The organism is Neorhizobium galegae, from assembly GCF_017877055.1.
In the GTDB taxonomy this organism is placed as follows: Bacteria; Pseudomonadota; Alphaproteobacteria; order Rhizobiales; family Rhizobiaceae; genus Neorhizobium; species Neorhizobium galegae_D.
The window spans coordinates 1,026,919-1,047,702 of record NZ_JAGIPG010000002.1; the positions used below are offsets into that span (position 1 = coordinate 1,026,919).

Here is a 20,784-nt window from a genome sequence, read left to right on the forward strand (position 1 = left end):
GCGGCCGGTTTAACCGGCAGCCTTCTTCGTTTGGATCCCCGGCGTGGCAAGCGCCGTGGTGATGTCGTTCAACGGTGCAAGCTGCTCGATCGGGCCGACCGCCGACAATGTCGGAACCGTATCGAAAAACAGCCGTCCGGCAAGGTCGGTGAGCCGCTCGGTGGTGATGCCCTCCAGCCGTTCCATCATTTCCGGGTTCGGGATCGGGCGCCCATAGAGCATCATCTGGCGGGCGATCTGACCGGCGCGGGCGGCCGGGCTCTCCTGGCCCATCAGAAGCTGGGCGCGGATCTGGGCGCGGGCACGGTCGATTTCCTGTTGGTCGATCGTCTCCGAGGACTTGCGCAGCTCGTCGATGATGACGGGCACCAGCGTCGGCAACTCGTTGCCGCCGGTTGCCGCATGGATGCCGAAGATGCCGGTATCGGAAAAACCCCAGTGGAAGGCATAGACCGAATAACACAGGCCGCGACGTTCGCGCACTTCCTGGAACAGGCGCGAGGACATGCCGCCGCCGAGGATGTTGGCGAGGATCTGCGAGCAGTAGAAGTCGCGCATGTGGTAGGCCTTGCCCTCGAAACCGAGCAGGACCTGCGCGTCCATGAGGTCGCGGGTTTCACGCACGTCGCCGCCGATATAGCGCGCGGCTTCGAGCACCGGCGGAGCGCTCGGGGTCATCGGCAGGCTGGCGAAGCGCTCCTCCACCTGCTTGACGAACGTCGCGTGGTCCACGGCGCCGGCGGCGACCACGAACATCCGGTCCGTCGTGTAATTGCGCGAAAGATAGTTGCGGATCTGCCCGGGCGTAAAACCCTTGACCGTATCCGGCGTGCCGAGGATCGGTCGGCCGAGCGTCTGGCCCCGATAGGCGACCTCGGAAAACTTGTCGAACACCACGTCGTCGGGCGTGTCGTTGGCAGCCCCGATCTCCTGGAGGATGACGTGCTTTTCGCGACGCAGTTCTTCCTCGTCGAAAGCCGATTCCGTCAGGATGTCGGCGAGGATATCGACCGCGAGCGGTACGTTGTCCCTGAGCACCCGGGCGTAATAGGAGGTGGTTTCGGTGGATGTTGCGGCATTGAGTTCGCCGCCGACATTCTCGATCTCTTCGGCGATGTCACGGGCGCTGCGGCGGGCGGTGCCCTTGAAGGCCATGTGCTCGAGGAGGTGGGCGATCCCATGTTCGTCATCGGTCTCGTTACGCGATCCGGACTTGATCCAGACACCCAGCGCAACGCTCTCCAGATGCGGCATGGTTTCGGTGACGACCGTCAACCCGGAGGCGAGCCGGGTGATTTCTACATTCATGTTTACGTCTTTCCGGCGCCGCCGATACCTCTATTACTTAGCGCGGGCATGCTGGCCGATGAAGGTTTCGACGGCCTTAAGCTCAGGCTCCAAGATATCGAAGCGCTCCTCCCTTTGCATAAGATCAGCAAGCCATGATGGAAGCGCCGGATCAATTCCGCAAGCGGATTTTACCGAGGCCGGAAATTTGGCCGGGTGGGCGGTGGCGAGAGTGACCATCGGGCTTGCCGGTTTTGCATTCTTGCCTGCAACGAAAACGCCGGTCGCAGTGTGGGGATCGAGGAGGTATCCGGTCTCGGCAAGCGTCTCGCGGATCGTGGCGGCGACCTGCCGCTCCGTTGCCCGCCCCGCACGGAACTCGCGGCGGATCGCTTTGAGCGCGTCCGGCTTGATCTCGAAGCTGCCGGATTGCTTGAGGCCGGCCATTGCTGCGCGAACCGAGCCGGCATCGCGGCCATAGGCTTCGAACAGCAGCCGCTCGAAATTGGACGAGATCTGGATGTCCATCGACGGCGAGGTGGTCGCCTTGACGTCGCGCATCTCGTAGCGCCCGCTCTTCAGAGTCCGGGCGAGGATGTCGTTGTCATTCGTGGCGATCACCAGCCGGTCGATCGGCAGGCCCATCTTCTTGGCCACATAACCGGCGAAGATATCGCCGAAATTGCCGGTCGGCACCGTGAAGGAGATTTTCCGGTCCGGCCCGCCGAGCGAAACGGCGGCGGTGAAATAATAGACCACCTGCGCCATGATGCGCGCCCAGTTGATCGAGTTGACGCCCGAGAGCCTGACCCGGTCGCGGAAGGCGACGTCGTTGAACATCTCCTTGACGATGTTCTGGCAGTCGTCGAAATTGCCTTTCAGCGCCAGCGCATGCACGTTGGCGGCAGTGGAGGTGGTCATCTGCCGCTGCTGCACGGGCGAGACCTTGCCATGCGGGAAAAGGATGAAGATGTCGGTGCGCTCGCGGCCCGCGAATGCGTCGATCGCCGCCCCGCCGGTATCGCCCGACGTGGCGCCGACGATGGTGGCCCGTTCGCCGCGCTCGGCCAGCACATAGTCCATCAGGCGGGCGAGCAGCTGCATCGCCACGTCCTTGAAGGCGAGCGTGGTGCCATGGAAGAGTTCGAGCACGAAGTCGTTCGGCCCGGTCTGCACCAGCGGCACGACGGCCGGATGCCGGAACGTGGCATAGGCTTCCGTGATCATTCCCTTCAGCTTGTCAGCGGGGATTTCATCGCCGACGAAGTGCTTGAGGATCTCGAAGGCGACCTCCTGATAGGTCTTGCCGCGTAGCGCGCGGATCTCCTTCTTGGAGAGCGAAGGCCATTGACGTGGCACGTAAAGGCCGCCGTCGCGGGCAAGGCCCGCCATCAGCGCATCCCGGAATCCGAGCGGAGCGGCTTCGCCCCGGGTAGAAATATAGTCCACGACCATCAACCCCAATCGATTTTTATTCGCGCCGCTGATATAGACCAGGAAAATGGGCGGTGAAAGACCGGAAAGTGACGCTCCGGTTCGCCAGGTAAATGGCCCAGATATTGGGATGGAAGAGGGTTGAGTACGGTGTTTGCAAAGATTTCGCGTGGTCTTCTAGCGGTGTCGCTCGTGGCGGTTCTCGCAAGCTGCAATTCCTCGGCGCCGACAGAAGGGCTGACCCCGACCGCTACCGCCGCCCCCGCCGCTGAGGCGGCAACTCCCGTCGTGCAGGCATTCTGCCCGCCGGTCGTCATGCTGGAACAGACCGCCGTTCACCGCGCCTATGCCCGCGGCGGGGAGAACAAGCCGGAAAAACTGCTCTATCAGGCCTCGCTCGCCGACGCGACGCGCCAGTGCACCGCCAATGAGACGACGCTGACCATCAATGTCGTCGCGCAAGGACGTCTCGTCCAGGGCCCGGTCGGCGTTCCCGGCAAGGTCACCTTGCCGATCCTCGTCGAGGTGGTCGATGGCGACAGCGTCATCTATTCGCAGAAGGTGGCATTCCCGGTCGAGATGCCGGCCGGTGGCACCCAGTTCATCTTCAACAAGGCGGATGTGCAAATCCCGAACGCGCAAGGCGGCGCCTCGCGCTTCACGCGCGTCCGCCTCGGCTTCGACACCGGCCCTGCAAAGAAGCCGGCCCGCCGGAGCTGATCGAGAAAGAACTGATCGGGGCGCTTAGAGCGCCCCGGCCCATTCGCCGAGCGCGGCGATGACGGCCGGCAGATCCATCATCCGTGAGATCACCGTTTCGGCACCGGCGTCCGTCAGCCGGTCGGCATGGCTCGGATAGGTGTGCGATGCGCCGGTAAAGCCGACGACGCGCATGCCTGCCGCCTTGGCGCCATGGACGCCATGGGTGGAATCCTCGATCACCAGGCACTTCTCCGGCGCAACTTTGAACTGCTCGGCGGCGTGCAGGAAGATATCCGGCTTCGGCTTGACCCGATCCGGCCCGAGATCCTTGGCCGAATAGACATGCGGCGCGAAATAGGGTTTCAGGCCGACCTTTTCGAGCATCACGTCGAGGCGGTGGGTACTTGAGTTGGAGCAGATGCAGCGTTGCGTCGTCAGCCTTGCCAGCGCGAATTTCACGCCGTCGATGATCTTCACGTCGCGGGCAAGCCGCGCGTCGAGCAGCGCCTCGGACTTGTCGAGCAGCGAGGCGGACAAGGGAATATCGGCTTCCTTTTCCACGGCCAGCAGAATGTTCTTCCAGGTCATGCCGGCGAACCGCTCGCCCATTTCCTCGACGCTGATCGGATAACCCGCTTCGGTGAGCAGTCTGGATTCCACCTGCGCCGCGATGATTTCTGAATCGACGAGAACGCCGTCGCAGTCGAAGATGATGAGGTCGAAGCTGCTCATGAGGAAATGCCTTCCATGGGCCTAATATAAGGTGAGGCGGCCTTTTATACGATGGCAGGACAAACCTCAACCAACCGTCGCGCATGGCTGGGGCAAGCGTAGCGGGCGGCTCTCGACAAGCGGAAACCGGCGCACTAAGGAACGCTGATGGGCAAGGAACCGGAAGACACTATCGCCAGCCGCATCAGCCGCGTGCTTGCCGACCGCATCGTGCGCGGCGAGCTCGCCCCCGGTGCCCGTCTCCGCCAGGATCATATCGCCGAGGAATTCGAAACCAGCCATGTGCCGGTGCGCGAGGCATTTCGCCGGCTGGAAGCGCAAGGCCTGGCGATCAGCGAGCCGCGCCGCGGTGTGCGTGTGGCCTCTTTCGATCTCGCCGAAGTCCGCGAGGTGGCGGAAATGCGCGCCGTGTTGGAGGTGCTGGCGCTCCGGCATGCCGCACGCCACCTGACCCCGGCCATCCTCGATGCGGCGGAAGACGCGGCCCGCGAGGGCGATGCCGCTGCCGACGTGCATGCCTGGGAAGAGGCGAACCGTCGTTTCCACCGGCTGATCCTCGCCCCGTGCGGCATGAAGCGGCTGCTCGCCTCGATCGATGACCTGCATGCGGCGAGCGCGCGCTTCCTGTTCTCGGCCTGGCAGTCCGGTTGGGAAAAGCGCACCGACCACGACCACCGCGCCATCCTGGCCGCTCTCCGGCAGGGCAAGACCGACGAGGCCGCCGCCATCCTGCAGAAACACGTTCAATGGATCGGCCGTGGCCCGCAACCGGCCAAGACGGGCGCTCCGCGGGAGATTTTTGCCATCGTCGGCTGATCATTCCAAAATTATAGATAATTTAATTTCCAATGAGTTTCCTCGGAAACATTGGGAATATGCGTCCCCATGCTTGATGTCTGGCGATCAAGCGCGGACGGAGCGCTTGTCAACAGCCAAGAATCCTTTCATAAAATAGATGGGAATCAAAATTATCTATAATTTGAAAAGGAGAGAATTGATGTCCCTGACCAACTCCCATCAGACCCTTGGCTTTGATCCGCTGCGGTTGGCCGAAAGGTCGTTCGTGATCAAGGCCGTGTTCGTACTTGCGGGCACGCTGGTTCTGGCGATTGCCTCCCGGATCGCCGTGCCGATGGTTCCGGTGCCGATCACCATGCAGACCTTCGCCGTGACCATGATCGGCGCGCTTTACGGCTGGCGGCTTGGCGCCTTGACCGTGCTTGCGTGGCTGGGAGAAGCAGCGCTTGGAGCACCGGTGCTGGCGGGTGGGGCGGGCAGCCTTGCCGCCTTCGCTGGGCCGACCGCCGGTTATCTCTTTTCCTTTCCGGTGATTGCCGCCCTTGCCGGCTGGCTTGCCGAACGCGGCTGGACCGGGCGGCGCATCCTCGCCAGCTTCTCGGCGCATCTGATCGCAAACCTTCTATGCCTTGCGCTCGGCTGGGCCTGGCTCGCGGCACTGATCGGCGCTGACAAGGCGTTATGGGCCGGCGTTGCCCCGTTCATCCTCGGTGCGGCACTGAAATCGGGCCTGGCGGCGGCCATCCTTGCCGCGGTCGCTTCCCGCAATCGTGCTGCCGCAGAATGACGGTGAGGCTGCGGCCGCATCATCTTCTCTGCATGCTGACTTTCGTTGGCGAGGGCTACAGCCCGGCCTTCGTCGCCAACTACCGTCGTCTCGCCGGCCGGCTTTCTGCCGGCGAGCCGATCGAGATCGTCTCCGGCCCCGACGATATCTGCGCCCCGCTTCTGTCCGATGAAGATGCGCATTGTTTCGGTGCTTCGGTTGCCGGTCGGGATGCAGCGGCATCGGCGGATATTGCCTGCCTGCTTGGGCGGGAGCTAGAGATCGGCGCGGTGATCGCCTCCGATCCGGCGCTGTTTGAGAAAATGCGCCGCGCCTTCTCCGCCGACCTGACGCGCCGCGCTTGCACGGGCTGCGAATGGAGCAGCCTTTGTGATCGCATCGCGGGAGATGATTATGCGGGCGCGCTGGTCATGAAGATCAGCCGGTCGGAAACAGCGCCAGGAATTTCCGCTCGCCTTCGGGCGTGAACAGCACGGCGCGGCTTTCCCCGCTGCGCCGTGCCCAGCCCTTTTCGAGAAAATGGGCAAGCAGCGCCTTGCCGAGCGTGCCGGCCAGGTGCGAACGCCGCTCGCTCCAGTCGAGGCAGGATTTGCAGAGCGGCCTGCGGCTGGATGTCAATGCAGCGACATCGATGCCGAGCGTGTCGAGTTCCGCGCGGCCTTCCGCGGTCATCGCCAGGTTCTCGCCGTCGCTCTCGATCGCGCCGCGGGCGACAAAACTGTCGAGCATCCGCACACCGTAATCACCGGCCAGATGATCGTAGCAGACACGCGCCTTGCGCAGCGCCGGATCCTTCGGTCCCGGCCTGTGGCGCAGATGGCCCCTGCTTGCCGCAAACCCCATGATGTTTTCGAGCAACGCGCCGGCGGCCGCATCGGCAAGCGTGAAATAGCGGTGCCGGCCCTGCTTGCGCTGGGCGAGAATACCACCTTCCTCAAGCTTGGAGAGATGTGAACTCGCCGTCTGCACCGTCACGCCCGCGGCCTGCGCAAGCTCGGTCGCTGTCAGCGCCTGGCCGCCCATCAGGGCGGTCAGCATATTGGCGCGGGCGGGATCGCCGAACAGCGTCCCGATGCGGGCAATGTCTGGACCTTCTTTCATACTTCGATCGTAACCGAAGCATCTTCGTCAGGCAATATGGCAAAACACCTCCACAACACAAGGAGGCGAAGCCATGATCACCTGTTTCATTCGCTACGAGATCGACCCGTTCAAGAAGGATGAATTCACTGAGTATGCCCGCAACTGGGGCCAGGCAATCCCGCGCTGCGGCGCCGACCTGATCGGTTATTTCGGCCCGCACGAGGGTTCGGCGACGACGGCTTACGGCGTCTACAATATCGACAGCCTTGCCGCCTATGAAACCTATCGCGCCCGGCTGATGGCCGATCCGCTCGGCCAGGAGAATTACGCATTTTCCAAGCGCGAGCGTTTCATCCTGAAGGAGGACCGCATCTTCCTCAAGAACGTATCCATGCCCCACGGAGCTTTGGTAAAGCCATGATCGCCGTCATTTTCGAAGTCATCCCCTATATGGGCGAGCGTCACAAATATCTCGACCTTGCCGGCGAACTGCGACCCGAACTGGAAACCATCGACGGCTTCATCTCGATCGAGCGTTTCGAAAGCCTGACGCTGCGCGGAAAAATCCTTTCCCTGTCGTTCTGGCGGGACGAGGAGGCGGTCAAGGCATGGCGCAACCTCGAAAGCCATCGCGCGGCCCAGAAAGCCGGCCGCGGCGGCGTCTTCGCCGACTACCGCCTGCGGATTGGCCATATCGTCAGGGATTACGGCATGTTCGAGAGGGACGAGGCGCCGAAGGACAGCCGCGAGGTGCATGCGGCTTAGTTGGCTACTTTCGGGAGGCCCCTTCGGAACGAGAGGAGCACTACCTTCAGGGTCGGAAGGTCATGCATGACGACGTCCCAAATGACGTCATCCGCAATGCGGTGATACTCGTGACGCAAGACATTACCCATCCCTCGGATTGATCGCCACGCAATTTCCGGAGCCTGTTCCAACAGCTCATCCGGAATGTGCCTGCTTGCTTCCGAAATGATTTCGATTGCGCGCTGGATTGCAAGCCGCAAGATATGATCGCCGTCGAAATCTTCTCGCATTTTTCCGAGCACGGACTTCTCGATCAGAGCAATCATTTCGAGGATGTCATCTAGGATCAATTCGATATCGCGCGCCATCAGAAAATCCGGATCGCCGAATGTTCGATTTTATCTTTCAGGCGCGGATGTAAACTGTTCCGTGTCGTCACGTCCACGTCCGTGGACAATTCATCTTCCAGGAAAAGCTTGATACCCGTCAGATCCACAAGAGAGAACTTTTTGTCAGGATCATAATCGATAAACAGATCGAGATCGCTCGACGGCCCCGCCTCGTCGCGGGCGACCGACCCGAAAAGAAAAAGCGAGGTCGCGCCGAGCGCCCGGATGGCGTCGGCCTGCTGCCTCAGTTTTTCGATCGCTTCGTTTCTGGTCATGAGGCGATTTTAGCGCAACGGACGCCATCTTTCCACGTCCCGAAATTTTTCCCGAAATCGTGCACCGCTTCAGTCTTTGGTAACCAAAATAGGTAACCATAACAGTCAGTAAAGTTCGTATCGAGTAGAGCGTAGCGAGTAGCACATGGCAGCAGTTCTTCCGCTGGCCGACCTGAAGCGTCAGGTCCGTCCGGACACTTGGCTAAACTCCATCATCAAGGGCGATTGCGTCGCTGCCTTGGAAGCCCTGCCGGATCATTCCGTCGATGCGATCTTCGCCGATCCCCCGTACAATCTCCAGCTCGGCGGCACGCTGCACCGTCCCGACCAGTCGCTGGTCGATGCCGTCGATGACGAATGGGACCAGTTCGCCTCCTTCGAAATCTATGACGCCTTCACCCGCGCCTGGCTGCTCGCCTGCCGCCGCGTCCTGAAGCCGAATGGCACGATCTGGGTCATCGGCTCCTATCACAATATCTTCCGCGTCGGCGCGATCATGCAGGACCTGAACTTCTGGCTGCTGAACGACATCGTCTGGCGCAAGACCAATCCGATGCCGAACTTCAAGGGTCGCCGGTTCCAGAATGCCCACGAGACGATGATCTGGGCGAGCCGCGACGCCAAGTCGAAGGGGTACACCTTCAACTACGATGCCCTGAAGGCCTCCAACGACGACGTGCAGATGCGCTCCGACTGGCTGTTCCCGATCTGCTCCGGCGGCGAACGCCTGAAGGGCGACGACGGCAAGAAGGTCCATCCGACTCAGAAGCCGGAGGCGCTGCTGGCCCGCGTGATCATGGCCTCGACCAAGCCCGGCGACGTCATCCTCGATCCGTTCTTCGGCACCGGCACCACGGGTGCGGTCGCAAAACGCCTCGGCCGCAACTTCGTCGGCATCGAGCGCGAACAGGATTATATCGATGCGGCTTCCGAGCGCATCGCCTCCGTCGAGCCGCTCGGCAAGGCTGAACTGACGGTCATGACCGGCAAGAAGGCCGAACCTCGTGTCGCCTTCAACACGCTGGTCGAAAGCGGTCTCGTCAAGCCCGGTCAGGTCCTGACCGATGCGAAGCGCCGTCACAGCGCGATCATCCGCGCCGACGGCACGCTTGCGGCAGGGGGCGAGGCTGGTTCCATTCATCGCCTCGGCGCGAAAGTGCAGGGCCTTGATGCATGCAACGGATGGACGTTCTGGCATTTCGACGACGGGCAGTCCCTCAAGCCCATCGACGAACTGCGATCCGTGATCCGAAACGGTATGGCGAAACTGGACTGATCCACCGGTCCCCGCCACACCGACCGAATGCCTCGTCCGGTTTCGTACCTCTAGTCCCGGACGAGGATAATTGGCGCCCGGGAAGGCTGACCCGGGCGCCATTTCTTTTCGGCATGGCGTCGACAGCCTCTGCCGCACGGCCAAACTCGACGTTGCGAAATTTCAGGTATTCCCGCCGTCACCTGCGCTTGATATCGTAGGTTGTACGGGGTTGAACGAATTTCGAATTTAGCGTCTTTCAGAATGTCCATGCCTGTCAATGGCGAGCTGCGCCACCGGATCGAGCGTGCGTTGGCGCGGTTCTCTCCAAGCTGGGAGGGCAGGGATGCCGCGCGCCGGGCCGTGGCGCTGAAGATGCTGATCCTCTGCGAGTTGGCCGGCGGCCGCCTGCGCGTCGTCGATGCGCTCGGCCTTAACGACAACACGCTCGACAACTACCGTCACGGCAAGACGGAGCCACGCCACAGCACGCTCAACATGATGGCGGAACTCGCCGAAGTGCCGATCGAATATCTCGGCAATGACTGGTCGGTCGAAGATGGAGTCATCCATTTTTCAACCCCGGAAATCCCGTCGGCCGGGTTTTCGGAGCCGAGCCCGATCTGGGATGTCGCTGATCGCATCGTCATCCCCGCTTATGAAGACCTCGGGTCCGGACAGTCTTCGCTCGAACGGCACGACATCACATGGGCGGCCATCCCCAGAGGCTTCTGGGCGATACTCTCGGTCGATCCGGAGAACATGCGGGTCGTATCCGCAAGCGGCGACAGCATGTCGCCGACGATCCTCGACGGTGCGCCGATGTTCGTCGATATCGGCGACCGCAAGTTGGAAGACGGGAGCGTCTATCTGTTCGATGTCGGCGAGGAACTGATCGCACGACGGGTGCAGCGTCTGGTGGACGGCAGCCTCGAACTCCTGCCGGACAATCTGGAACGCTATCGCCCGCAGCATGTCCTCAAGGACGGCCTACGGGAGCTGAAAGTCGTCGGGCGCGTCTGCGCCGCGAGCCGGATCCTCTAGGGACCGGCCCCGCAACCGGAAGCACTTACACTTCGATGCCGTGGGCGAGGAGGTCCTGCCGCAGGGTCTCGGGATCCTTGAAATGCACCGCCTGCCAGCCGGCGGCGCGCGCACCTTCGACATTCGCATGGCTGTCGTCGATGAAGATCGAGGCTTCCGGCGTCAGCCCGAAGTCGCGGGCATGCTTTTCGTAGATCGCCACGTCCGGCTTGATCAGGCCGATCTCGCCGGACACGGTCACGCCGCGTGGCTTGTTGAGAAAGGGGAAGATTTTTCTGGCCTCGACGAATGTGTCGGCGGCGAAATTGGTCAGCATCGTCACGTCGCGGCCCTTGTCGATCAGGCCTTCCATGATCGCGACCGAGTCGTCATAGGCATATGGCACCATTTCGTGCCAGTATTTGCGGAAGGCGCGGATCTGCTCCTCGCGCTCCGGATATTGCCCGACCAGCAGCGCCTCGGCGTCTTCCCACTTGCGGCCGCGATCCTGTTCCAGGTTCCATTCATGGGTGCAGACGTTCTCAAAGAACCATCGGCGCTCCTCTTCGTCGGGAATGACGCGGGCAAAGGGAAGGTTCGGATCGTAGTGGATCAGCACCTTGCCGATGTCGAAGACGATGTGGTCGATCTTGGCTGCCATGACTATGTCCTGGGAATTGAAGGCGTTTTTGAATCAGTTCGGAGATTTTTCGAAGGCCAGGGGAAGAGCCTGGGTGATGGCCTTTTTCATCACCGTCGGCAAGGCCTGGGCCTCGAGATTTGTAACCGGTTCCCACCATCCGTCGGTGGTGGCGACCCTTTCGGTCTTCGTCCGGAAGACCGAAAGCCTAAGCTCGAAATGAGTGAAGACGTGGGTGACGGTGCCGGATGCCTCCCATGCGGCCGGGAAGGGGGCGTGGTCGGTTGTCGTGCCGCCATCGATGCGGGAGGTCCAGGCGGTGGTCGGCACTTCGGTCATGCCGCCGAGCAGGCCGCTGTCGATCCGTCGCCGCAGCAGTACTTCGCCCTCGGGCGTCACGGCCACGAACACGGCGCCAAGCCGCACGGGCTTTTCCTTCTTCGCCGCCTTCACCGGAAACCTTTCGGGATCGTGTTCGGCAAAGGCGAGACAATCATCACGGAAGGGACAGAGTGCGCAGGTCGGCCGTTTCGGAGTACAGATCGTCGCGCCGAGATCCATCATCGCCTGCGCGAAATCCCCCGGGCGGTCGGCAGGCGTCAGCTCCGCGACTTTCGCCTTCATGACGGGTTTTGAGCCCGGAAGCGGTGCGTCGATGGCGTAGAGCCGCGAAATCACCCGCTCGACATTGCCGTCCATGACCGCTGACTGCCGGTTGAAGGCGATGGCCGAGACGGCCGCTGACGTATAGTCGCCGATGCCGGGCAGCGTGCGCAAGCCGTCCTCGGTGTCCGGAAATACGCCGCCATGCTCGGAGGCGACGGCTTCGGCGCATTTCTTCAGGTTGCGGGCGCGGGCGTAATAGCCGAGGCCCGCCCAGGCGGCCATCACGTCCTCGACCGGTGCTGCGGCGAGGTCGGTCACCCTGGGCCACAGCGTCAGGAACTTGGCGAAATAGGGTTTGACGGCCTGCACGGTCGTCTGCTGCAGCATCACTTCCGAAAGCCAGACGTGATAGGGATCTGCCCGTTTCCCCGCCTTCGCGGCAGCCGGGCTCACCCGCCATGGCAGCTCCCGGTGGTGCCGGTCGTACCAGGTCAGCAGCTTCTGGGCATGGGTGATGGGGAGCGTCTGGAGCATCGTTTGCCGTAATGGGAAGAGATGGCGTATAGTTGTGGGAAGAGTGCGCCGGCATCAAGGCCTGCCGGCGCCACAATGGCAGGCGTCATGACTTATCCCAAGAAACGCGAGCTGCAGATATCGGAAGTGGCGAACGGCATCATCGATCCGGTGCTCGCCCGCCGCGCCGGCATATCGACGGCGCTGCTCGGCTCGTGGGACGAGATCGCCGGCGAGGATTTTGCCGATTGCACCCGGCCGGAAAAGATCGCCTGGCCGCGCCGCGACGAGGGCACCGGTTCGGGCGGCGGCCACCAGGCAGGCGTGCTGACGATCGCCTGCGAGGGTGCCCGCGCGCTTTTCCTCACCCATGCCCAGGGCGAGCTGATCGCCCGCATCAACGGCTTTTTCGGTTTTCCGGCCGTGCGCCAGATCCGCATCGTCCAGAAACCGGTGTCCCAGACCTTCAAGCATCCCCGCAAGCCGCCGCCCTTGAAGGGCGAAGCCGCCAAGCGGCTGGAAACCATGCTGGAGGGCATCGAAAGCGATGCGCTCAAGAAGGCCGTGGCAAGGCTCGGCACCGCGGTGCTGCAGCAGAAACGCAAGGTCTGAGAGATAAACCCGCCGATCCTCTTGATAGACCTCCGATTTGTCACAATTGTTTGAAGAGATTTGCCTATCGACAGCTTGTTCGCGTTGGGGCGCCGCGATACGGAATGTCACCTTTATTGAAGATCTCTCGCACACGGGTGTTCCATGCAGATGAACGAAATGACCATGACCAGGCGCGCGCTTCTCGGCGGAGCGGCCGTCACCGCTCTTTGCCTGGCGCTGCCGCTTGGCGCTTCTGAAGCCTTCGCGCAGGAAATGCCGGAATCCCAGGGCGACGTGGACATGGCCGCTGCACTGAAGCCGGGCCCGCTGCCGGAAATGGCGCTGGGCGATGAAAAGGCCAAGGTGACGATCATCGAATACATGTCGATGACCTGCCCGCATTGTGCCAATTTCCACAACAAGACCTTCGACGCGATCAAGACCAAGTATATCGACACCGGCAAAGTGCGCTTCATCATCCGCGAGTTCCCGTTCGATCCGGTCGCGACCGCCGCTTTCATGCTTGCCCGCTGCAGCCCGCAGAACGCCGCCGAGCTTGCAACGCCCGCCCAGTATTTCCCGATGGTTTCGATGCTCTTCAAGCAGCAGCGTGGCTGGGCGTCGCCTGCGGACGGAAATGTGCGCAATGCGCTGCTCCAGACGGTCAAACTCGCTGGTTACTCACAGCAGACTTTCGAGGCCTGCTTGACGAACCAGAAGCTTCTCGATCAAGTGAATGCCGTCGTTAAGAGGGGAGCGGATGAATTCGGCGTCAATTCCACGCCGACCTTCCTGATCGGCGGCAAGAAGTATTCGGGAGATATGTCGGTTGAATCCATGTCGAAGCTCATCGACAGCCTGTCGTGAGTGCGCCTTCCCTGACGGGAAGGTGAGGGCCGCGGCATGAAGTTCAACAAGCTGCGCGTTCTGGGGTTCAAGTCTTTCGTCGAACCGACGGAATTCATCATCGAGCGCGGGCTGACCGGCGTGGTCGGCCCGAACGGCTGCGGCAAGTCGAACCTCGTCGAGGCGCTGCGCTGGGTGATGGGGGAAAACTCCTACAAGAACATGCGCGCGTCCGGCATGGACGACGTGATCTTTTCGGGTTCCGGCAACCGGCCGGCACGCAATACTGCCGAAGTCGGCCTCTATCTCGACAATGCCGACCGCACGGCGCCTGCCGCCTTCAACGATTCCGACGAAATCCAGGTGACGCGCCGCATCGAGCGCGAGTCCGGCTCCGTGTATCGCATCAATGGCAAGGAAGCCCGCGCCAAGGATGTGCAGCTCCTGTTCGCCGATGCCTCGACGGGCGCCCGCTCGCCTTCCATGGTCGGCCAGGGTCGCATCGGCGAGCTGATCCAGGCAAAACCTCAGGCTCGCCGCCAGCTTCTCGAAGAAGCGGCCGGCATTTCCGGCCTGCATTCCCGCCGACACGAGGCGGAACTTCGCCTGAGAGCGGCCGAAGGCAATCTCGAACGGCTGGACGACGTGCTGTCACAGCTCGAAAGCCAGATCGAGAGCCTGAAGCGGCAGGCCCGCCAGGCTAACCGTTTCAAGACCCTGTCGGCTGATATCCGCGCCCGCGAGGCGATGCTCCTGCATATCCGCTGGGTACAGGCCAAGGAGGCGGAAGGCGAGGCGGAAAGCGCGCTCAACCAGGTCACCAACGTCGTTGCCGAAAAGGCGCAGGCGCAGATGGAGGCCGCCAAGCAACAGGCAATCGCCAGCCTCAAGCTGCCGGAACTGCGCGAAGAGGAGGCGAAGGCCGGTGCCGCCCTGCAGCGCCTGCAGATCGCCCGCGGCCAGCTGGAGGAAGAGGCAAACCGCCTCCTGAAGCGCCGGGACGAACTGACCCGCCGGCTCGTCCAGCTCGGCGAAGATATCAGCCGCGAAGAACGGCTTGCGGCCGACAATACCGCCTTCCTCGAAAAGCTCGGCGAGGAAGAGGCAGAGCTCAACGACATGCTGGCCGATTCCGGCGCCGAAGCCGAGGAGATGCGCGAGGTTTTCGAGGCTGCTGCGGCGTCGCTTGCGGCGAGCGAAGCGCTGTTTTCGTCAATCACCGCCGAGCGCGCCGAAGCCGCCGCCGGCCGCAACCAGCTCGAACGGCTGATCCGCGATCTCGCGGAGCGCCGCCAGCGCCTCGACCGCCAGCTCGGCGATGCCACGGGCGAACTTGACGCGATCAACGAGCGGCTGTCCGGCCTCGACGATCCGGCCGAAAGGCGTGACGCGGTCGAGGCGGCGGAAATCGCCGTCGAGGATGCGACGATCGCGGTCGAAGACGTGGAGGCGGCACTTTCCGCCGCCCGCTCGGCCGAGATGATGGCCCGCGGCCCGGTGGAAGCTGCCCGCTCGGCGCTCAATGCGCTGGAGACCGAGGCCCGCACCATTTCGAAAATGCTTGCAGCCGGTGCCACATCGGGGGATTTCGTCGCGGTCGCCGACATGATCCGCGTCGATCGCGGTTTCGAGGCAGCCCTAGGTGCAGCCCTAGGGGAGGATCTCGAAAGCCCCGTTGATGCGTCGGCCCCGACCTACTGGTCGGTGAACGGCGACGGTTCCGGTGATCCCGGCCTGCCCCAGGGCGCTCAGCCGTTGATCGCGCATGTCACCGCGCCGCCGGAACTGTCCCGCAGCCTTGCCCAGATCGGCGTCGTCGCAGCGACGGACGCCCAGCGGCTGATGCGCCTGCTGCGTCCCGGCCAGCGCCTGGTGACCCGCGAAGGCGCCGTCTATCGCTGGGACGGCCACGTTACCGGCTCCGAGGCTCCGGGTGCGGCCGCTTTGCGCCTGTCCCAGAAGAACCGGCTTTCGGAGCTGGAAGCCGAGATCGACGAAGCGCGCATCGTGCTTTCCGAAACCGAGGTGGCGCTCGCCGCCGCCGCGTCCGAAATCGTCTCTGCGGAACGCCGCCTCACGGATGCCCGCGACCGTGCCCGCATCGCCGCCCGCCAGCTATCCGAAGCCCGCGATGCGCTGGCTGCCGCCGAACGCGCCGCCGGAGACCTGATGCGCCGCCGCGACGTGGCCGGCGAGGCGGTGAACCAGGTGACCGCGCAGATCGAGGATCTCGGCGTCCAGGAAGAAAACGCCCGCATCGAGCTCGAGGATGCGCCCGATATTTCCCATCTCGACAACAGGCTGCGCGACCAGCAGGCGGTCGTCGCGACCGATCGCGGCTTGCTCGCCGAAGCGCGCGCCCGTTACGAGGGCCTGAGCCGCGAGACCGAGGCCCGCAAGCGCCGCCTTGCCGCGATCGCCCAGGAACGCGCCTCCTGGACCGCCCGGGCGGCAAGCGCCGCCGATCATATCGCCAGCCTTCGAGAACGCGAGGAAGAGGCACGCGAAGAAATCGCCGATCTCGAAGCTGCGCCCGAGGAATTCGACGACAAGCGCCGCGCGCTGCTGACGGAATTGCAGAAGGCGGAAGAGGCCCGCCGCGCCGCCGCCGATCGGTTGGCCGAAGCGGAAACCCATCAGCGCGAGTCGGACCGGATTGCCGCCGTCGCGCTGTCCGAACTCGCCGAGGTGCGCGAAAAGCGTGGCCGTGCCGAGGAGCGTCTGGTTTCGGCCGCCGAGAAGCGCCATGAGAGCGAGAACCGCATCCGCGAGGCACTCAGTGTCGCACCCCACGAGGTCCTGCGGCTGGCGGGCCTGAAGCCCGACTCGGCCCTGCCGGATGTCCGCGAGATCGAGCGCGAGGTAGACCGCCTGCGCATGGAGCGGGAACGGCTCGGTGCCGTCAACCTGCGGGCCGACGAGGAACAGAAGGAACTTTCCGACAAGCTCGACAACCTGATGCGCGAGCGCGCCGACGTGATCGACGCGATCCGCAAGCTGCGCGGCGCGATCCAGAGCCTCAATCGCGAAGGCCGCGAACGGCTGCTGGCCGCCTTCGACGTGGTCAATGAGCAGTTCCAGCGGCTCTTCACCCATCTTTTCGGCGGCGGTACGGCGGAACTGCAGCTGATCGAATCTGACGATCCGCTCGAAGCCGGTCTCGAAATCCTCGCCCGCCCGCCGGGCAAGAAGCCGCAGACCATGACGCTGCTCTCGGGCGGCGAGCAGGCGCTGACGGCGATGGCGCTGATCTTCGCCGTCTTTCTCACCAATCCCGCGCCGATCTGCGTGCTGGACGAGGTCGATGCGCCGCTCGATGACCACAATGTGGAACGTTATTGCAATCTGATGGACGAGATGGCGGCATCGACCGAAACCCGCTTCATCATCATCACCCACAATCCCATCACCATGGCCCGCATGAACCGCCTTTTCGGCGTAACGATGGGCGAGCAGGGCGTGTCCCAGCTCGTTTCCGTCGATCTCCAGACCGCGGAACTTCTGCGCGAGGCGAGCTGAATGGTGCAGTTGAGGCGAGTTGCATTCTCTAGCGACGTGATTTACGTCAATTCATTGACTAGCATCAATTTTTAAAGCTGCATTCGGGGGTAAAGTACCTACAACCTACGTAGAATCACCCATATGGGGGATGTGGTTTTTCGATTATTGTTATTTTGTGGACCGTGGAATTGGAACGCGCTTGAGCGTCCACACGCTTCGCAGTCCGACTTAAAGTTCCCCACCCCCCGTCCGGGTTTCCTGTCCCGGGCGGAAAGCTTTGCGGGGCCGCCTGTGATCCGGCCCCGCAAAGCTTTGTTTTAAGCGTGACCCGGTCCATTTGATGACCGTATCCGACCGCTTTTGTTGCGACGCAACATAATCCTGCCGTCATCCGTTTCCAAACCGTCATAAAACTTGTAGTTATTGCGCAAAAGACTGCGACGGGTGGAGAGCAGCAATGTCGAAATGGGTCTATCGCTTCGGCGGTGGCGAGGCGGAGGGTCGCGCCACGGACGTCGAGCGGCTGGGTGGCAAGGGTGCCAATCTCGCAGAGATGGCCAGCCTCGGTCTGCCTGTTCCTCCGGGGCTGACCATCGTTGCCGATGCCTGTGTTTTCTATTTCGAGAATGGCAGGACGCTTCCGGATGACCTGAAGGCGCAGGTCCTCGAAGGCATAACCGCGATCGAAGCGCAGACCGGCCGCGTATTCGGCGGCAAGACGAAGCCGCTGCTGCTGTCCGTGCGCTCCGGCGCCCGTGCCTCGATGCCCGGCATGATGGACACCGTCCTCAACCTCGGCCTCAACGACGAGACCGTGCAGGCGCTCGGGCACGATGCCGGCGATGCGCGCTTTGCCTGGGACAGTTACCGCCGCTTCATCCAGATGTATGCCGATGTGGTCATGGGCCTCGACCATGAGGTCTTCGAGGAAATCCTCGAGGACGAGAAGGCCCGCCTCGGCCACGACTACGATACCGATCTTTCCGCCGTCGAATGGCAGCATGTGGTCGGCCTCTACAAGAGGATGATCGAGGACGAGCTGGACACCAGTTTTCCGCAGGATCCGCATGTGCAGATCTGGGGCGCCATCCGCGCCGTCTTTTCGAGCTGGATGAACCCGCGGGCCATGACCTATCGCATGCTCCACCGCATTCCGGAGGAATGGGGCACGGCCGTCAACGTCCAGACCATGGTGTTCGGCAATCTCGGCTCGTCGTCCGCGACCGGTGTCGCCTTCACCCGCAATCCCTCGACCGGCGAGAAGGCGCTTTACGGCGAGTTCCTGGTCAATGCGCAAGGGGAAGATGTCGTCGCCGGCATCCGCACCCCGCAGTCGATCACCGAGGAAGGGCGTCTCGCCTCCGGTTCCGAAAAGCCGTCGATGGAAAAGCTGATGCCGGAAACATTCGCCGAGTTCAGGGCGATCTGTGACCGGCTGGAAGCCCATTACCGCGAAATGCAGGACCTCGAATTCACCGTCGAGCGCGGCAAGCTATGGATGCTGCAGACCCGCTCGGGCAAGCGCACCACCCGGGCGGCGATGAAGATCGCCGTCGACATGGTGGAGGAGGGGGTCATCACCGAGGAAGAGGCGGTCTGCCGCATCGAACCGCCCTCGCTCGACCAGCTTCTCCACCCGACCATCGATCCGCGCGTCGAGCGCCACGTGGTCGGGTCCGGCCTGCCCGCGTCCCCGGGGGCCGCTACCGGCGAGATCGTCTTCACCGCCGAGGAGGCGGTCGAGGCGGAGCATGAAGGCCGCAAGGTCATCCTGGTGCGCATCGAGACCAGCCCTGAGGACATCCACGGGATGCACGCCGCCGAAGGCATCCTCACCACCCGCGGCGGCATGACCAGCCACGCGGCGGTCGTTGCCCGCGGCATGGGCATCCCCTGCGTCGTTGGCGCCGGCTCGATGCGGGTCGATCTGCGCAACGAACTCCTGATCGGCGCAGGCGGCGTAACGCTGAAGCGCGGCGATACGGTCACCATCGACGGCTCGTCCGGCCAGGTACTGAAGGGTGCCGTGCCGATGATCCAGCCGGCGCTGTCGGGCGATTTCGGCAAGCTGATGGCCTGGGCCGACAAGACCCGCCGCATGACGGTGCGCACCAATGCCGATACGCCGCAGGATGCCCGCGCCGCCCGTTCCTTCGGGGCCGAAGGCATAGGCCTTTGCCGCACCGAGCACATGTTCTTCGAAGGCGACCGTATCCACGTGATGCGCGAGATGATCCTGGCCGAAGATGAAAAGGGCCGCCGGGAGGCGCTCGGAAAACTCCTGCCGATGCAGCGTTCGGATTTCATCGAGCTGTTTTCGATCATGCACGGCCTGCCGGTGACGATCCGCCTGCTCGATCCCCCGCTGCACGAATTCCTGCCGAAGAGCGAGGCCGAAATCGCCGAGGTCGCCAAGGCGATGGCGATGCCGCCGGCCTTCCTTGCCCGCCGCATCGACGCGATCCACGAGTTCAACCCGATGCTCGGCCATCGCGGCTGCCGGCTGGCGATTTCCTATCCCGAGATCGCCGAAATGCAGGCACGGGCCATCTTCGAGGCGGCGGTGGAAGCCGGAAAGCTCACGGGCGAACCGGTCGAGCTGGAAATCATGGTCCCGCTCGTCAGCCTGCGCAAGGAACTCGACTATGTAAAGGGCGTCATCGACCGCGTCGCCGAGGATGTCGCGAAGGAAACCGGCGTGCCGATCGCCTATCTGGCCGGCACGATGATCGAACTGCCGCGCGCTGCGATCCGCGCCCATGTGATCGCCGAGACCGCCGAATTCTTCTCCTTCGGCACCAACGACCTGACCCAGACAACCTTCGGCATGTCGCGCGACGATGCGGCGGCCTTCATTCCGACCTACCAGAAGAAGGGCATCATCGAGCACGACCCGTTCATCTCACTCGATTTCGACGGTGTCGGCGAGCTCATCCAGATGGCCGCCGAGCGTGGCCGCCGCACCCGCAACGATTTGAAACTCGGCATCTGCGGTGAACATGGCGGCGACCCGGCCTCGATCCGCTTCTGCGAGAATGCCGACCTCGACTACGTCTCCTGCTCGCCCTTCCGCGTGCCGATAGCAAGGCTTGCGGCGGCGCAGGCGGCGATCGAGAGGAGGAGGGGATGAGCCAAGTTACCGTTCTCGCCGTGCCCGTCTTCAGCACGCTCTGCAACGAAGGTTTTCGCCTGCGCCGTGAAGTCTTCATCGTCGAGCAGAACGTGCCCGCCGACATGGAATTCGACGCCGACGACCTGACCGCCTTTCATTTCGTCGCTGTCGTCTCCGGCGAAGTTTGCGGCACGCTGCGGGTCATCCATGCGGAAGACTGCGTCAAGATCGGCCGGGTCGCCGTTACCCGGCCCTGGCGCGGCAAGGGTGTGGCGAGCGCCATGATCCGCGCCGCCATGGAGGCGCATAGGGACGCGAGGGAGAACCGCTTCCATCTCGCCGCCCAGAGCGACAAGATCTCCATGTATGAACGCTTCGGCTTCAAGGCGTATGGCGAGGAGTTCTTCGATGTCGGCATCCCCCACTACGACATGAAGAATTTTTAGCTCCCGATCTTTCC

Annotated in this window: 21 protein-coding genes; 13 read left to right on the top strand and 8 right to left on the bottom strand. The window is 63.0% G+C overall.

Annotated elements, in window-relative coordinates; genetic code table 11:
• Window positions 1–9 precede the first annotated feature (9 nt).
• Together J2857_RS15210 and thrC are read right to left on the bottom strand one after the other, a co-directional pair.
• Window positions 10–1,308 carry a M16 family metallopeptidase gene (locus tag J2857_RS15210; protein ID WP_210010947.1) on the bottom strand — a complete coding sequence of 433 codons (1,299 nt, stop codon included), beginning with the start codon at window positions 1,306–1,308 and terminating at the stop codon, window positions 10–12.
• A 33-nt stretch (window positions 1,309–1,341) separates the two neighbouring features.
• The gene (thrC, locus tag J2857_RS15215) at window positions 1,342–2,745 is read right to left on the bottom strand and encodes a threonine synthase (protein ID WP_210010948.1); all 1,404 of its coding nucleotides are present in this window, start codon (window positions 2,743–2,745) and stop codon (window positions 1,342–1,344) included.
• 117 nt (window positions 2,746–2,862) lie between these two features.
• Between thrC and J2857_RS15220 the strand changes: the two genes are divergently transcribed.
• On the top strand, window positions 2,863–3,441 hold the full coding sequence (locus tag J2857_RS15220) for a PilZ domain-containing protein (RefSeq protein WP_245363356.1): 579 nt from the start codon (window positions 2,863–2,865) through the stop codon (window positions 3,439–3,441).
• A 24-nt stretch (window positions 3,442–3,465) separates the two neighbouring features.
• Here the strand turns inward: J2857_RS15220 and J2857_RS15225 are convergent, their stop codons facing one another.
• A complete protein-coding gene (locus J2857_RS15225) occupies window positions 3,466–4,155 on the bottom strand; it encodes an HAD family hydrolase (protein WP_210010949.1) in 690 nt (229 codons plus the stop codon).
• 147 nt (window positions 4,156–4,302) lie between these two features.
• Here J2857_RS15225 and J2857_RS15230 point away from each other — a divergent pair, with 147 nt between their 5' ends.
• The 3 genes from J2857_RS15230 to J2857_RS15240 all read left to right on the top strand — a co-directional run bounded on the left by J2857_RS15230 (window position 4,303) and on the right by J2857_RS15240 (window position 6,207).
• Window positions 4,303–4,971, top strand: coding sequence for a GntR family transcriptional regulator (locus tag J2857_RS15230; RefSeq protein ID WP_210010950.1), 669 nt, complete (start codon window positions 4,303–4,305; stop codon window positions 4,969–4,971).
• Between the two features lie 181 nt (window positions 4,972–5,152).
• Entirely contained in the window at window positions 5,153–5,740 is a 588-nt protein-coding gene (locus J2857_RS15235; protein ID WP_210010951.1) for a biotin transporter BioY, read from the top strand.
• Window positions 5,737–6,207, top strand: a complete 471-nt coding sequence (locus J2857_RS15240) for a DUF1284 domain-containing protein (protein WP_210010952.1) — start codon at window positions 5,737–5,739, stop codon at window positions 6,205–6,207. The genes J2857_RS15235 and J2857_RS15240 overlap by 4 nt, the downstream gene beginning before the upstream one ends.
• On the opposite strand, the gene J2857_RS15245 is transcribed toward J2857_RS15240, so the two are convergent.
• Entirely contained in the window at window positions 6,158–6,841 is a 684-nt protein-coding gene (locus J2857_RS15245; RefSeq protein WP_210010953.1) for an ArsR/SmtB family transcription factor, read from the bottom strand. The genes J2857_RS15240 and J2857_RS15245 overlap by 50 nt on opposite strands.
• Before the next feature lie 73 nt (window positions 6,842–6,914).
• Between J2857_RS15245 and J2857_RS15250 the strand changes: the two genes are divergently transcribed.
• Together J2857_RS15250 and J2857_RS15255 are read left to right on the top strand one after the other, a co-directional pair.
• Window positions 6,915–7,244, top strand: coding sequence for an NIPSNAP family protein (locus J2857_RS15250; protein WP_210010954.1), 330 nt, complete (start codon window positions 6,915–6,917; stop codon window positions 7,242–7,244).
• Window positions 7,241–7,588, top strand: coding sequence for an antibiotic biosynthesis monooxygenase family protein (locus J2857_RS15255; RefSeq protein WP_210010955.1), 348 nt, complete (start codon window positions 7,241–7,243; stop codon window positions 7,586–7,588). Before J2857_RS15250 ends, J2857_RS15255 begins: the two co-directional genes overlap by 4 nt.
• Here the strand turns inward: J2857_RS15255 and J2857_RS15260 are convergent.
• Together J2857_RS15260 and J2857_RS15265 are read right to left on the bottom strand one after the other, a co-directional pair.
• Window positions 7,585–7,938, bottom strand: coding sequence for a HepT-like ribonuclease domain-containing protein (locus J2857_RS15260; protein ID WP_210010956.1), 354 nt, complete (start codon window positions 7,936–7,938; stop codon window positions 7,585–7,587). The two genes, J2857_RS15255 and J2857_RS15260, sit on opposite strands and share 4 nt — an antisense overlap.
• The gene (locus J2857_RS15265) at window positions 7,938–8,234 is read right to left on the bottom strand and encodes a nucleotidyltransferase family protein (protein WP_210010957.1); all 297 of its coding nucleotides are present in this window, start codon (window positions 8,232–8,234) and stop codon (window positions 7,938–7,940) included. The genes J2857_RS15260 and J2857_RS15265 overlap by 1 nt, the downstream gene beginning before the upstream one ends.
• A gap of 145 nt (window positions 8,235–8,379) precedes the next feature.
• Between J2857_RS15265 and J2857_RS15270 the strand changes: the two genes are divergently transcribed.
• Window positions 8,380–9,510, top strand: a complete 1,131-nt coding sequence (locus J2857_RS15270) for a site-specific DNA-methyltransferase (RefSeq protein ID WP_210010958.1) — start codon at window positions 8,380–8,382, stop codon at window positions 9,508–9,510.
• Between the two features lie 249 nt (window positions 9,511–9,759).
• Window positions 9,760–10,533, top strand: a complete 774-nt coding sequence (locus tag J2857_RS15275; RefSeq protein WP_210010959.1) for a S24 family peptidase — start codon at window positions 9,760–9,762, stop codon at window positions 10,531–10,533.
• Between the two features lie 25 nt (window positions 10,534–10,558).
• On the opposite strand, the gene J2857_RS15280 is transcribed toward J2857_RS15275, so the two are convergent.
• Window positions 10,559–11,173, bottom strand: coding sequence for an HAD family hydrolase (locus tag J2857_RS15280; protein ID WP_210010960.1), 615 nt, complete (start codon window positions 11,171–11,173; stop codon window positions 10,559–10,561).
• A gap of 33 nt (window positions 11,174–11,206) precedes the next feature.
• On the bottom strand, window positions 11,207–12,292 hold the full coding sequence (gene mutY / locus J2857_RS15285; protein WP_210010961.1) for an A/G-specific adenine glycosylase: 1,086 nt from the start codon (window positions 12,290–12,292) through the stop codon (window positions 11,207–11,209).
• 87 nt (window positions 12,293–12,379) lie between these two features.
• Between mutY and J2857_RS15290 the strand changes: the two genes are divergently transcribed.
• From J2857_RS15290 to J2857_RS15310, 5 genes are all read left to right on the top strand, one after another.
• Window positions 12,380–12,883, top strand: a complete 504-nt coding sequence (locus J2857_RS15290; protein ID WP_007773342.1) for a DUF721 domain-containing protein — start codon at window positions 12,380–12,382, stop codon at window positions 12,881–12,883.
• A gap of 144 nt (window positions 12,884–13,027) precedes the next feature.
• Entirely contained in the window at window positions 13,028–13,732 is a 705-nt protein-coding gene (locus J2857_RS15295) for a DsbA family protein (RefSeq protein ID WP_210010962.1), read from the top strand.
• Between the two features lie 36 nt (window positions 13,733–13,768).
• The gene (locus tag J2857_RS15300) at window positions 13,769–17,230 is read left to right on the top strand and encodes a chromosome segregation SMC family protein (RefSeq protein ID WP_210010963.1); all 3,462 of its coding nucleotides are present in this window, start codon (window positions 13,769–13,771) and stop codon (window positions 17,228–17,230) included.
• A 439-nt stretch (window positions 17,231–17,669) separates the two neighbouring features.
• A complete protein-coding gene (ppdK, locus tag J2857_RS15305) occupies window positions 17,670–20,342 on the top strand; it encodes a pyruvate, phosphate dikinase (protein WP_210010964.1) in 2,673 nt (890 codons plus the stop codon).
• Window positions 20,339–20,770 (top strand): GNAT family N-acetyltransferase, encoded by a 432-nt coding sequence (locus tag J2857_RS15310; protein WP_210010965.1) that lies wholly within the window; start codon window positions 20,339–20,341, stop codon window positions 20,768–20,770. The genes ppdK and J2857_RS15310 overlap by 4 nt, the downstream gene beginning before the upstream one ends.
• Window positions 20,771–20,784: the final 14 nt, after the last annotated feature.